The sequence below is a fragment of the Agrobacterium sp. RAC06 genome, assembly GCF_001713475.1.
In the GTDB taxonomy this organism is placed as follows: domain Bacteria; phylum Pseudomonadota; class Alphaproteobacteria; order Rhizobiales; family Rhizobiaceae; genus Allorhizobium.
On the sequence record NZ_CP016499.1, the window covers coordinates 1945615 to 1959116 of the forward strand.

At 59.7% G+C, this 13502-nt stretch carries 11 protein-coding genes; 2 read left to right on the top strand and 9 right to left on the bottom strand.

The window, feature by feature from the left end; all coding sequences use genetic code 11:
- Positions 1-3: 3 nt before the first annotated feature.
- The 9 genes from BSY240_RS23950 to BSY240_RS09535 form a co-directional block, all read right to left on the bottom strand.
- Positions 4-1455 carry a phospholipase D-like domain-containing protein gene (locus BSY240_RS23950; protein ID WP_069042131.1) on the bottom strand — a complete coding sequence of 484 codons (1452 nt, stop codon included), beginning with the start codon at positions 1453-1455 and terminating at the stop codon, positions 4-6.
- An 80-nt stretch (positions 1456-1535) separates the two neighbouring features.
- Positions 1536-1787: a hypothetical protein gene (locus tag BSY240_RS09505; protein ID WP_069042132.1), complete on the bottom strand. Its 252-nt coding sequence runs from the start codon at positions 1785-1787 to the stop codon at positions 1536-1538.
- Positions 1788-1839: 52 nt separating this feature from the next.
- The gene (locus BSY240_RS09510; protein WP_069042133.1) at positions 1840-2862 is read right to left on the bottom strand and encodes a mechanosensitive ion channel domain-containing protein; all 1023 of its coding nucleotides are present in this window, start codon (positions 2860-2862) and stop codon (positions 1840-1842) included.
- Positions 2862-2948, bottom strand: a complete 87-nt coding sequence (locus tag BSY240_RS24590) for a hypothetical protein (protein WP_442856011.1) — start codon at positions 2946-2948, stop codon at positions 2862-2864. Before BSY240_RS24590 ends, BSY240_RS09510 begins: the two co-directional genes overlap by 1 nt.
- Positions 2949-3760: 812 nt before the next feature.
- Positions 3761-4564, bottom strand: a complete 804-nt coding sequence (locus BSY240_RS09515) for an inositol monophosphatase family protein (protein WP_069042134.1) — start codon at positions 4562-4564, stop codon at positions 3761-3763.
- Between the two features lie 32 nt (positions 4565-4596).
- On the bottom strand, positions 4597-5655 hold the full coding sequence (locus tag BSY240_RS09520) for an ABC transporter ATP-binding protein (protein WP_069042135.1): 1059 nt from the start codon (positions 5653-5655) through the stop codon (positions 4597-4599).
- Positions 5652-7883, bottom strand: coding sequence for an ABC transporter permease (locus BSY240_RS09525; protein WP_069042136.1), 2232 nt, complete (start codon positions 7881-7883; stop codon positions 5652-5654). The genes BSY240_RS09520 and BSY240_RS09525 overlap by 4 nt, the downstream gene beginning before the upstream one ends.
- An 81-nt stretch (positions 7884-7964) precedes the next feature.
- Positions 7965-8990: an ABC transporter substrate-binding protein gene (locus tag BSY240_RS09530; protein ID WP_069042137.1), complete on the bottom strand. Its 1026-nt coding sequence runs from the start codon at positions 8988-8990 to the stop codon at positions 7965-7967.
- A 108-nt stretch (positions 8991-9098) separates the two neighbouring features.
- Entirely contained in the window at positions 9099-10121 is a 1023-nt protein-coding gene (locus tag BSY240_RS09535) for an ABC transporter substrate-binding protein (protein ID WP_069042138.1), read from the bottom strand.
- Positions 10122-10335: 214 nt separating this feature from the next.
- Between BSY240_RS09535 and BSY240_RS09540 the strand changes: the two genes are divergently transcribed.
- On the top strand, positions 10336-11076 hold the full coding sequence (locus tag BSY240_RS09540) for a response regulator transcription factor (protein ID WP_069042139.1): 741 nt from the start codon (positions 10336-10338) through the stop codon (positions 11074-11076).
- Positions 11073-13223: a sensor histidine kinase gene (locus BSY240_RS09545; RefSeq protein WP_069042140.1), complete on the top strand. Its 2151-nt coding sequence runs from the start codon at positions 11073-11075 to the stop codon at positions 13221-13223. Before BSY240_RS09540 ends, BSY240_RS09545 begins: the two co-directional genes overlap by 4 nt.
- The last annotated feature ends 279 nt before the right edge of the window (positions 13224-13502 follow it).

Here is a 13502-nt window from a genome sequence, read left to right on the forward strand (position 1 = left end):
AGTTCAACGCAAAGCGCCCGGACGCCATCCGCCTCCCGTCAAGCTTGCGTAGAGCTTTTTGGGGCTTTCGGGGTCCAGAAGGTCGTTTTCTGCCAAGGTCTCCTCGAAGGCGCCGACCTCGTCAGGCACATAAGGCCGCAGCGTTTTTCCTGGCCCAAGCAGGCGATCGATCGCTTGCACGAACGACCCTTTCGCCAAGGCGATGGCGTCTCGGATCGCATGCGGCTCGGTCGCAAGATGCTCGGCCAAAAGCTCCGTCCGGATCGTCTCGATTACCGATGCGGTTGCGCCCGCCCTGTCGTCAGACGGGGCCTCGATGGCAACGTCACATTCGGAATCAAACCCCATCGAGCGGTTGTTGAAGTTGGAGGACCCGACACGCAGCAGCCGATCGTCGATAATCGTGATCTTCGCATGCACGTAGATCGGGCTTCCCTTTTCGGTGACTGGCGTGAAGATGCGAAATCTGTCGTGGCGATCGGCAGCGCCTACGAGTTGGAGCAGACGTGCTCGCGCCGTGTCCATGGTTTTGGATTCCAGATATCCATCTGCGGATTCCGGGTTGATCACAATGATCTCGGGCCCCTCCGGCTCCTGCAGGCGGGCTGCCATGGCCTCGGCAATCCGTCGGGATGCGAAATACTGGCTCTCGCAATAGATGATGTCTTTTGCGCCAGCGATCGCGTCGAGATAAAGCGTCTCGATTTCCCGGACCTCTGGTCGATCGCGATAGGCCGGGAGCGTGCGCGCGATTGCAACCTCGACATCCCTGAGCAGCACCTGGACTGCCTCCGGCCACAGAGGATCGTTGCGGTTGGGCTCTAGAAGTTTTTCGCTGGTGGCGGCAAACCATCGCTCGCGGGCGACATCCCCCAGCAGTTTTGCAACAGGCCCGCTCAGAACAGATGTCGCATCGTGCCAAGGGCCATGGGGCTTGCCATTCGGCATTTTGCGACGCACGTCGTCGTCCAGATGCCAGCGCGTGTCCCAGCGCTCGGTGGTGATGTCGATCCCGCCGCAGAAGGCCAGCACGTCGTCGATGACCACGATCTTCTGGTGATGGGCGGAGGCAGGCGGATGCGCTCCATCCAGTTTGAAGTGGATATTGGAAGAGGACATGAGGTTGAGGAGGCGGAAGGGCATGGTTCCCCGTCCCAGGGATGTGAACAAGCCCAGATCCCATTTGAGGATGTGGACCTGCAGGTCAGGACGGGTCTTGCCGATCCACTTCAGGAACCGTCCCAGCTTGTTCGGCCCGTCGAGACTTGCGCCCTCCGGCTCGAACTCGATCCGGGTGTCGAAATCCCAGCCGATCAGGTAGACCACCTGCCGAGCTTCGAGGATGGCCTGCTTGACGGCAACGAAATAGTCTTCGGCGTCGAAGATGACGCCGAAGCGATCTGCGCGCGCCTTCTTCCAGCAGTTGCGACCTGATTGCAGGATGCTCGATGTCATGCTTCGCTCATTCTGTCCTTAACGAAAGAAGAGGCGTGATCGCCCCTTCTTGTGAACTTGGAATTCTGGGAACGAGCCAGTCACGGCGCCAGATAGATCGTCACTCGTTTTTCGGAACTCAAGCCACTCTCTGCGTCTGCGAGTTCCGCTCCGATGACATCGCTTGCAGCGACGCCCTCGCTGCGCATGGCTGTGTAAAACAATGCGCTGCTCTCGATCGCTGCCTGCAAACGCGAGACGTCGGACTCTCGCTTTGCAAGCTCCGGCGCCACCATGTCCATGATGTCCGGCTTCAGCGCAACGAAGTGGAAGCGATTGGCGCCAAAGACCATCTTCACTTCCTCGGCTGTTTCTCTGGCCCGTTGAACGGCTCTTAGCGCCTTTTCAGCGACCCGCGTGCTGTCCGTCTCCCGGGCGTCGATTTTGTATCCGAACAGCTTGGCCTGATCTTCTCCTGGATAAGGGGCCGACTGTGCAAAAGCTTGTGACGCTGCAGCCGAACTGGCGAGGGCGACCAACAGTGCAGCGGATCTGCGTTGCACGCAATTCGATCCGTTCGACAGAACCCTCCGTCGGTCCGACAACAATCTGATCCCCGATTTCGAATGGTCGAAGCGCCAGGATCAAGAGACCACTGACGAAATTCGACAGGATGTCCTTGAGCGCGAAACCGAGCACGAGACCCGTCAGGCCAAGCCCCGTCACCAGCGCGCCCGGACTGAACCCCAACGCATCAGCTGCGACAAGCACGCCAAGCAGAATGAGAGAGTAGTACGACAACTGCCGGATCAGGTTCTCGAGTGTTTTGTCCGCGATCCGGCGCTTGAAGAGAACGACGAGAACGCGATTGACACCCGAAGCAATCAGCAAGGTGGTGCACATCACCAGTGCCGCGGCCAGCAATCGCGGAACAACGCTAACGACCGAATTCCAGGCCCGAGAGAGAACGGTTTGCAGGGCCGCCATGGTGTCTGCGAAAAAACTGCCGCCGAAACCCTGACGGCGATCGACAGCATCCTGCAAACCCATTTCGATCGCATTTGCCCAACGGGCGGCCAGAGTGTCGATGTCGGTCAGACTGTCTTCCGCATCGATCGGCGAGACGGTCGTGATCCGAACACCTGCTACGACGATGACGCGCTGGTCTCCCGAAGCTTCGACGGCAGCCTTCGGCACGGTTTCGAGTGCCCTGACCAGAACGCCAAGGCGCTGCTCCACACGCCGAGCCCGTTCTTCGGCGCCAAGGGTATCACTCGAGCTGACAGAAAAAAGCGCGCGACCATCCAGCCTGACCGTCTCAGCGCCCTCCTGCGCCATGGCCCGATTTGCCAGAAGCAAGAGGAGCCCGAGGAACAGCGTGACCACCAGCAGTCTGAACCGCCTGCCTGCGCCGGCAGTCTCAGGCATCAGAAGATCAACATCAGGAAAAGAACCACCACGGCCAAGCCGATAAGAAATATGACGCCAATGGTGCCGCCGAGAAACTTGAGCATGAATAATCTCCTTTACCAATTTGAATGGAGGACGCGGCGAGCCTTTCGAACTTCGCGTCCCATCGAGGGAACAGGTTCGGGGGAGACATGGTTCCCTCCCCAGGAACAATCGCTGTGTGCCGTCCAGCAAAGATGCCGGTTGCTCAGATGGGGTTCAGCTCGACACTTTGCCCAAGACGCCAGACTGAAGGCCCTGATTGCCTTGCAGCCCAGAAGTGGCACGTCGGGATCCTTGAGACTGAACCGCCCCGGCTTTACCGAAGACCGTTTGGTTTAAGTTATGCGGCCATAGCTGGTGCTTCCGAGCGGAAACAAGTGCCGCTCTCCCGCAATGTTGACGTTAGCCCAAAGCCAGGGCCCAAAGATGGCATCCACGATCGCTCGCGGCAAAAAACAGAGGAAAATCAAAGGCTATATTTCTAATCCGTTGAAATCATGCGGGAATCCAGCTTATCCAGGCAGGCCGTTTCAAGTCCGTTTTTCCGCGGAAAACAGCGTCTGTTTATCACAGAAAAAAGCGACGCCTTCTAAACAACTTGTACAATGCTCGCTGCTGCTCGTCAGGTCATCTGTTGTGCTAAAAGGGTGTCGCAAAATCGGCTGGGGACCCCCTACGCGTAAGCCTCTTTCAAAGACTTTGTTTCACCAAACCTGCTCAAACTGGCTAACGCGAGGACTTCGATTGGTGCCACAAAGTCCGCGTTTAGCCAGAAGAGCCCGACATCATTTCAGAGGCCTTGGCCCCAGATCTACAACGCAACGGTCAACGTCGGCGTAGTTGTCCGCAAATTCGTCATCCGGACCCCTAGGCTCTAAAGATTGTTGAGGTGAAGCTGCAATAGTTCATCGTAGCAGGACTGGTTTGCGGCAAGAACCGGATGTCCGTTCAGGAACTCGGCACCGCTTCCAGGAAAGGCAAGGTTCCTGCCGCCGGCTTCGCGCACGAGGCAGAAACCGGCCATGCAATCCCACGCTCGCATATGCGGTTCGTAATACCCAACCAAGCGGCCGGCTGCGACATAGGCCAGCATCAGCGCCCCTGAACCATTGCGGATGAAATTTCCGCCCTTCGCCATGAGGCCGCCGATGATCGCACCGACTCGTTCGGGGGTGACGTAGTTGTTGCAGCCTATCCCCGTCATCGCATTCTGCAGATTGCGGCTGGGATCGAGGCGCAGGGACTTGTCATTCAGCGTCGCGCCGAAACCGAGCGCCGAGGCATAAAGCTCATCCGAGCATGGCACATGGATCACGCCAACAACTGGCTCCCCATCCCTTACGATCGCGACGGAAACACACCAGGTCGGCATGCCGTTTACAAAGGGGGCGGTGCCGTCGATCGGATCAACGACCCATGTAAAGCCGGAGGTGCCCTCGTCATGGCCGAACTCCTCGCCTAAGAACCCGTCATTCGCATAGATTTCGGCAACCCGCTCCTTGAGGAAGGTCTCGACGTTGCGGTCGGCGATGGAAACCACGTCCTGTAGGTCGCGCTTCGTTTCGATCACCAGCGTGTCTCGACGATTGAAGTAGTCGAGCGCCATGGCTCCCGCTTCCACCGCCAGCGTCTTGGCCAGGGCGAAACGCGCTGCGAGTGCCGTATCATTTACTGTCATTCTGATCTTTCCTTGATCTTCTTGAAAATTCATCAGCCGTTGATGACGGCAATGCCACGGTTCTTGAACGCCAATGTGACGTCGCTCGTGGCGGCATGGGCATGATCAACGTCGTGATCGATGACGAAGAGCGTACCAACATCGGTCTCGACCTCATATTCGACATGACCGCCGAGATAGGCGGAGTGCAGGACGCGACCCTTCAGGCCCTCTGCGCCAGCAGAGCCGATCCGGATGGCACCGGGCCGCACGGCGAGTTTTGCAGGGCCTCGGCCCGCCTTGGACTGCAGGCGATGCTCGAGATTGCTGACACGCACCAGAACTTCGCGGCCATCGGATTGCACGACCTCGCAGGGCAGCACATTCGCCTCCCCCATGAAGTCGGCAATGAAGGGCGAGGCCGGCGCTTCGTAGAGTTCACGCGGCGCGCCCGACTGAGCGATCTCGCCGTCTTTCATCACGATGATCCGGTCGGAGACCGCAAGTGCCTCGTCCTGATCATGAGTGACATAGACTGCGGTAAAACCCAGGCGTTGCTGGAGATCGCGGATTTCGGTGCGGACGCGGCGGCGCAGACGTGCATCGAGATTGGAGAGCGGCTCGTCGAGAAGCAGCACCTGCGGCTCCAACACCAGGGCTCGCGCCACAGCGACGCGCTGCTGCTGGCCGCCCGACAATTCTGCCGGAAGGCGATGCCCCATGCCGGCGAGGCCGACGAGCTTGAGGCCTTCCTCGGCCTTCTCACGCGCCTCCTTCTTGGCCAAGCCGGACGACTGTAAGCCGTAGGCGACGTTTTCGAGCGATGTCATATGCGGAAAGAGCGCATAGGACTGAAAAACCATGGAAACGTCGCGTTCGTTCGCAGGCAGCATGGTCACATCCTTGCCACCGATCAGGATCTTTCCAGAAGTCGGATGCTCCAGACCCGCCAGCATGCGCAGCGTCGTCGTCTTGCCGCAGCCGGAGGGACCAAGCAGGGTCACCAGCGTTCCGGGTTCGATGGTGAGTGAAAGATCATGGATGGCGGTAAAGGCGCCGAAGGTCTTGCGAACATTTTGGAAGGTGACGGATCCGGCGTTGACGGTGATCATGCGGTTTTCTCCTGACCGAGAGGAACGGGACTGTTGTTGCCGAGGCCGGCGACACGATTTTCGCGGCGGAGCCTGCGTTCGCCGACAAGGAGCTGGAAGCCGGCGATGATCGTGATCATCACGACGATCAGCATCGAGGAATAGGCAATCGCCACGCCGTATTCGCCATTCTCGACAAGGCCGACGATGTAGGAGGTCGCCATGTTGTGCTCGGCGCTGACGAGGAAGATCACGGCGCTGATCGAGGTGATGGCGCGCACGAAGGAGTAGACGAGGGCGGCTGTGATCGCCGGTCGCAGGAGCGGCAGGATGATCTTGCGGACCGTGCGGAAACTGTTCGCCCGAAGCGTCAGCGAGGCTTCGTCCAGGCTCTTGTCGAGCTGGCTCATCGCCGCGATCCCGCCGCGCACGCCGACCGGCATGTTGCGGAAGACGAAGCAGGCTATCAGGATCAGCGCCGAGCCCGTCATTTCGAGAGGCGGCAGATTGAAGGCCATGATGTAGCTGACGCCGATAACCGTGCCGGGGATGGCAAAGCTCATCATCAGGGCGAACTCGAAGAGGTTCCGGCCGGCGAATTTCTGCCGGACAATGATGTAGGCGGTCAGAAGTCCGACGGCTGCGGTCAACGGCGCGGAGATCAGCGAGATCTCCATGGTCGTCCAGAAGGAGTTCCAGGCAACGCCCGTCCAGGCGATCGAGCCGTTCTGGATGCTGACGGAAAAGGCTCGGGCGTAATGTTCGAGGGTCAGCGTATTGTCGAGGCCCCAGGTGGTCACGAAGCCTCCGACGAGGATCATGCCGTAAACGACGACGGTGAAGATCATCCACGGAATGACAATGGCATGCACGCCGATCGAGATGCCACGTGGCAGGGCGATATGGGCGCCGCTGTCTCCCTTGCCGGTGACGGTCGCGAAGTTTTTCCCCGACAGCCAGAGGCGCTGTGCAAGAAAGGCCGAGAGCGTGAAGAACAGGAGGACCAGCGCGAGCACGGCAGCGCGTGACGGATCGTTCTGCGAACCGACCACGGCGAAGAAGATTTCGGTTGAGAGCACGCCATTGCTGCCGCCAAGCACCAGCGGATTGCCGAAGTCGGCCATGCTTTCGATAAAGCCGATCAAGAAGGCATTGGCGAGGCCGGGCTTCATCAGTGGCAAGGAAACCCGCCAGAAGGTCCGCCAGCGGTCAGCCCGCAACGTTTGCGACGCCTCTTCCATCGAGGGGCTGACGCCCTCGACGACACCGATCAGGACGAGGAACGAGATGGGCGTGAACGACAACACCTGCGCAATCCAGATGCCGGTCAGGCCATAGAGCCAGCGGCCAGGCTCGATACCGAACAGGCTCGACAGCGTCTCGGTCACCACTCCGGCACGACCAAAAAGCAGCACCAGTGCGAGGCCGATGACGAAGGGCGGCGTGATTATCGGGAGGACCGTCAGCAGCCGCAATCCCTTCTTGAACGGGAAGCGGGTGCGCGTGGCGACGAGCGCGAAAGCGAGCCCCAGCAGGGTGGAGGCCGACGCCGTCATAATGGCGAGCGTGAAGGTGCGCCAGGCGACGCCGCAGCGGCCATCACCGACCAAGCAGCTCAGGCTCCAGATGCCCGGATCCTGCAGGTTGCGGATGAAGTCGTCGGGCTTGAAGGAGCCATCGAAATCCTGGACGGCGGCCACCAGCATGCTGCCGATCGGATAGAAGACGAAGACGAAGACGAGAAAGACTAGCAGTGAAATAGATCCGACGACAAAGGCGTCGCCCTTCATCACTCCGCGCTCGACGAGACCGAAGGCGAGCATGAGGACGAAGACGATAGCCATGGTGACGGCACCGGCACCCATGGAGGGTTGCCCGTCGGACAGCGGTCCGAAAAGGGCTTCGCTGATCCCCCAGGTCCAGCCGGAGAAACCGACCGCAAGTCCTTGGAGGCACAGGTAGACTAGGCCTGCTGCACCTGCCGCCGCAAAGAACGCACCACGGCGCATCGGATCGACAATAAAACGTGCCGCGAAACCGAGACCGAAGAAGAGGACGACACCGAGAAGCCAAAGGCGACCATGGCCTAACAACTGCAGGACGCCTGGCGCAGCGCTCTCCGTGAAAGGAAAGTCGCCGAACCAATCAAGGCCGAAGAAGCCGGATTCCAGCCTGTACCAGGGAAGCAGAATGAAGGACGCGGCTCCGAACGCCAGCAACAGGTCCAGTCTGCGGTTGCCATGTCTCATGGTCGACCTCATTCAAAGAAATTAAGAAGAGAGCAGAAGGGGGTCGGCAGCCTAAAGGCTGCCGACAGTACGACGCAAAGATCAGTTTGCGACAGCGCCGATCTCACGATCCCAGCGCTCGAGCAGTGCCTTACGGCGTTCAGGATCGCCATAGGTCTTGAAGTCGTAGTCGATGAGCTTGATGTCCTCGAAGCGTGGGGCTTCCTTGGGGATCTCGGCGCTCTTGTTCGATGGAAGCTGGAAGGATTTGGCGTCCTTCATGCGCGACTGCACGTCAGGCTTCAGCGACCAATCGTACCAGACCTTGGCATTCTCCATGTTGCGGGCGCCCTTGACGATCGACATGGAGCCAATCTCGTAACCGGTGCCTTCGCAAGGTGCGATCGACTTGACGGCGAAGCCCTCGGAAGTCTGGGCCACCGCATCATGCATGAAGACGATACCGAGGCCGGTCTCGCCACGGGCAGCCGCCTTGACCGGCGCGGAGCCGGATTTGGTGTATTGCGAGATATTGGCGTTCAGCGCCTTCAGGTATTCGAAGGCCTTGTCTTCACCCATGATCTGCACGAGCGAGGCAAGCGCTGTGTAAGCCGTTCCAGACGAATTGGGATTGGCCACCTGGATCTCGCCCTTCAGCTCGGGAGCAAGGAGGTCGGCCCAGCAAGTCGGTTCCTTGTAGCCTTTCTGCTTGAAGATCTCGGTGTTGTAACCCCAGCCGAGCGCGCCGGCGTAGACGCCGACGGTCTTGAAGCCCGAGCTTTCGGCCTGGCTCTTAGCCCAGTCCTGCAACTGGTCCAACATCGGCGACTTGTACTCTTCCGTCAGCCCTTCGGAAGCGGCCTGGAGATGAGGGTCGCCGGTGCCGGCCCACCAGAGGTCGGTCTTGGGGTTGCGGGCTTCGGCTCGGATCTTGGCATAGGCCTCGCCAGAGGACATGCGCACCATGTTGACCTTGATGTCATGGGCCTTTTGGAAATCGCCCTGCATCTGTTCGCAGATGACCACGTCGGCAGCGCAAATGAGGTTGAGTTCACCGGCAGCCAGAGCCGAACCCGCACTCAAGCTGGTGCCGGCGAAGAGTAGAGTGGAGAGTATTGTCAGTCGCATGGGTATCCTCCTGTTGCTTGCGTCTGATGGAAGTCGAGAAAAATGGACAAGCCTTCGGCTGTGATGCCGAGACGGCACCTTTTCAGCGGCGGTCCAGTTGTAGAAAAATCAGTTGGTCGGATTGATCTCGCTATCGAAGCGACTCAGCAGTCGACTTCGCTGTTCGGGTGATCCGAAGGTGGCAAAATCATAGTCCACCATCTTGATCATCGAGATATCGGGAGCGGCGGGCGGCAGCACGGCCCTGGCATTGGATGGCACCTGGTTCTGGCCCGCGGCAGCGCCGGTCGCCTGCCCTTCCGGGCTCAGCGCAAAATCAACGAAGCGCCGCGCCTCCTCTAGATGGCGGCTGCCCTTGACGATGCTGACCGCTCCGATTTCGTAGCCGGTGCCCTCGCAGGGCGCGACGATGACGAGTGGAGCACCCGCTTCCTTTTGCGTGACGGCATCGTGCATAAAGGAGATGCCGATAGTGATCTCTCCCCTGCCCGCAGCCTTGACCGGCTCTGCTCCGGCCTTTGTGTATTCGGTGATATTACGTCCGAGTTCGCGCATATAGCCAAACGCCTCGTCTTCGCCGAGCAACTGCACGAGCGTCACAAGCGTTGTGAAGGCGGTGCCTGACGAATGCGGGTTTCCTGACAGGATATGGTCGCGATAGATCGGCTTGGCGAGATCCTTCCAGCAGTTGGGTGCTGGCAGACCGGCAGACGCAAGAAGCTCCGCGTTGTAGGCGAAGCCGAGCGCGCCAGCATAGAGGCCGACGGATGTGCCGCCGGACAGAGAGAAGAAATTTCGTGCCCAGGGCAGAAGGTCTGCCTCCTGTTGGGGACGATGAGGTTCAAGGAGGCCTTCATAGGCGGCCTGAAGGTGCGTTACCCCAGTTCCGCCCCACCACACATCGACCGTCGGCGCATCCTTCTCGGCCCTGACGTAATCGAGTATCTCCCCGGTGCTCATCCGCGGCATGTTAATGGCCACGCCGCTCCTCGCCTCGTAGGTCTTTTCCATGACGGCGCACCAGACCTCGTCGACACCGCAGAGAATGTTCAGCGTGTCTCCTGCCTGGGAACCAGTCGCCGTGGCCAAGGTCACAAGTACACCGGCGCCTATGGCGGTCAATAACTTCACGTCGTCCTCCCTTGGAACCTCCCCGTTCCAATGACCGAAGCATGTCCATATCGGCCCGGGCTGGCAACCCGGAGAATGGTTACCGATCTTTCACCGCGACGTCGTCACCCGTTGCAGAGATTGCAAATATTACAATTGTGACGTTTGCCGATAACCACCAAGTCTTTGGCGTTTTCGCCAGGCCCGGTTATGATACCCTTGGGAGGACTGCAACGTGTTGAACCAGAAGGTGAAAATTCTGATCGTCGAGGACGATCCGGATATGGCAGAGCTCATCTGTGATCTGGTGGAGGCAGAAGGCTGGATACCATTGACGGCCCCCTCTGCCGAGGCGGCACAGGAGCGATTGCAGCATGAAACAGTTCAGCTGGTTCTGATCGACCACAATCTGCCGGGCCTTTCGGGCCGAGCCTTCGCGCAGCGTTTGAGGGCACAGACCGATGTCGGTATCGTCATGGTGACAGCAGCGGGAAGTGCGACCGATCGGGTGCTGGGACTGGAAATGGCGGCGGATGACTATGTCGTCAAACCGTTCGAACCGAACGAACTCACCGCCCGCATAAAGGCCGTTCTCCGTCGTACCCATCCCCAATTGCGCCACGACAGGGAGCTTGAGCGCGAACAGCCGTCAACGGCGCTCAGGCTTGGCGAATGGGCCGTCGATCTCGGTCAACGCCGTGCCGTTTGCCTCGCCGATCCGACGAAGACGCTAACGGCAGCAGAGTTTGCCCTGCTTGAGATCCTCGCCGAGACGCCGAACACGCCCGTGAGCCGCGCGCACATTCTTGACCGGATGGGGGCAGACTCCGATCGTTTCGTTGATCGCAACGTCGATGTTCTGGTGCTGCGTCTCAGGCGTAAGATCGAGCAGAACCCGGACTTGCCATGCCATATCCAAACGCGACGCGGAAAGGGCTATGTCTTGCACACCGACGATGCTGGATCCCAGCCTTGATCAACCGCGCCTTCCTCTCGTCCATCGCCTTTCGATTGCCCTTCGCAATCGCCTTCATCTGCGTCTCGGTTCTCCTCCTCTCGACCGTCGCCATCTATGGTCTGCAGAGGGCGCGCAGCGAAATGTCGGCTTACAGCGTGCAGGCCTTCTCAAGTCTCGCTAAGGCCTCGCTCGTCTCAAGGCAGGTTTCCGACCTCGTTTCGAGCGCGCCTTTCCTGATGAATGCAACGTCCCCTTACCGTGTCTCGAGTGAAAGCCGCGCCGTGGTTGCCCAGGTAGGCACACTTCTTCAGACCATGGCACCGGATAGGCCGGGCGCTGGCATGCCAGGCACCGGCGCGCACCGGATCATCGAACTGCTTGAGAGCATCGAGGCCAAGACACTGGCGCTTGCGGCAAATGCAGATGCCGCACAGTTACACAAGGCCGAAGCGGCCGTCGCACTCGGAGAGATCGCGACCGCTCGCGCCATTCAGGATCAGGAGCTACGGCAACGTCTGAACGACATCGCACAATCAGCCTCCACGTCGGACAGTCTCTTCCAGCTTGGCGAACTTCAACGACGCTTCGTGGCCGAGACAACTGTCCGAATGGTGGTGCCAGGCCCTAATCTAAGGGTCTCGCCTGAGCAACTGGAACCCTATCGACGGATTTTTGAGGCACAGACCCGTTACCTCCTCGAGATGTTCACCATCCGCGCATCGGTCTCACGCCTGCACACCGTCTCGCGCGACCTCTCGCATGCGACCGAAACCCAGAGTGCGTTCGTCGCCAGCGCGCTGAACCAGAATCTCGAAGCCACATCAAGCGCATTGCGCCAACTGCTTGTCATGATCGTGCTTGCATCCTTCGCGGTCGTCATCCTTGCCATTCTGTCCATCCGCTCGGTAATGCGCGTTTCACACGGAATAGGTGACCTCTCGCGCGGCATGAACGCGCTGGCTCGCGGAGAGGAAAATGTCGGGCCGCCCGTTTATTCCGGGACTGAGACGGAACTGATCCGCTTGCTTGACGCCTTTCGCGCTTTCAAGGAGAGCGTCGATCGCGTGTCCCGTCTGAGACGCACGGCAGAAGCGGCTGCTCGGACTATCCGATCCACTTTCCGGACGATGAATGAAGGCATAGCCCTCTTCGATCCGACGGGACGACCGATCACCATGAACCGTCGCATCATCGAACTGATGCGACAGACGGGATCATCGCGAAAAATGTCGCTGCGCCGGTTCGTTGGAACGGTCCCGGAGATCGACCCCCTTCTCATGCCCACCGAAAACGAGAGCGGCTCGCTCGTTGAGCGTCAGATGCTGCGGCACCGGTTCATCGACGACCAGGTGGTGGAGATTTCTGCATCAAGGCAACCTGACGGCGGCGTGGTCCTGCTCGCCCGCGACGTGACGGCCATGGATCGCCAGGAGATCGAGGCGGCCCGCGCACAGCGCCTGGATGTGGTCATGCGCATGACGCATCAGGTAAGCCACGAGGTTGGCAACATGATCGGCATCATCACCGGAAGCCTTGGCCTACTGGAGCGCGAACCGGGCTTCACCGAACGGCAGAAGCGCCACCTCGGGCGCATACGAAAGGCCGCTGAACGAGGACGCGCACTCGCCTCCAGCATGTTATCCGTCGGCAGCCAGCAGCAGATACGTCCAGCCTCGATAGACATCGCCACGATCCTTCAAGGGATGGCTGATGTTCTGGAAATGGCAATTGGCGCCCGCAATCGTCTGGAGCTGGAGCTCGCAGCCAATCTGCCAACCGTTAGCCTTGATCCTGCGCTGCTCGAGCAATCCATTCTGAATCTTTGCCTCAACGCGTCGGCCGCCATGCCGGATGGCGGAACAGTCCGTATTGAAGCGCGGGGCGAGGTAAACACGGTCACCATCGCAGTCATCGACGAAGGTGTCGGTATGTCGCCCGAAGTCCTCGACCAAGCGTTGGAACCCTACTTCACCACGAGGTCGAAAACCGGAGGGTCCGGCCTCGGGCTCGCCATGGTCTACGGGTTCGTCCGCCAGTCTGGTGGTGAAGTCAGAATCACCTCTCGTTTGGGGGAAGGCACACGCGTCGAGCTTTGTTTCCTTCCGTCGAAGTCCGATGCAACGCCGTGGCAGGCTGAACACGAGCGGGTCCAAGCTACCCAATGAGGGCCCTTGGCCCTGACCATTCAACCGAGCATCACAGAAACCTGGATAACCAAAAGCGGAAATAATTGCCGCTCTTCCGGCATGTTGGCATCGGCCCAAGCCACAGCACAAAGATGGCTTCCACGGTCGCTCTTGGCGAAAAAGGCGACGCCTTCTCAACTTGCGCAATCCTGGCTACTGTTCTTCAGGCCACTCCTCGTGCTTAAAACGGGTCTCGCAAAATCGGCTGGAGACCCTCTAGAACGCTAGCTCTGGCGCGCCCAAAACGGCAACAGCGCT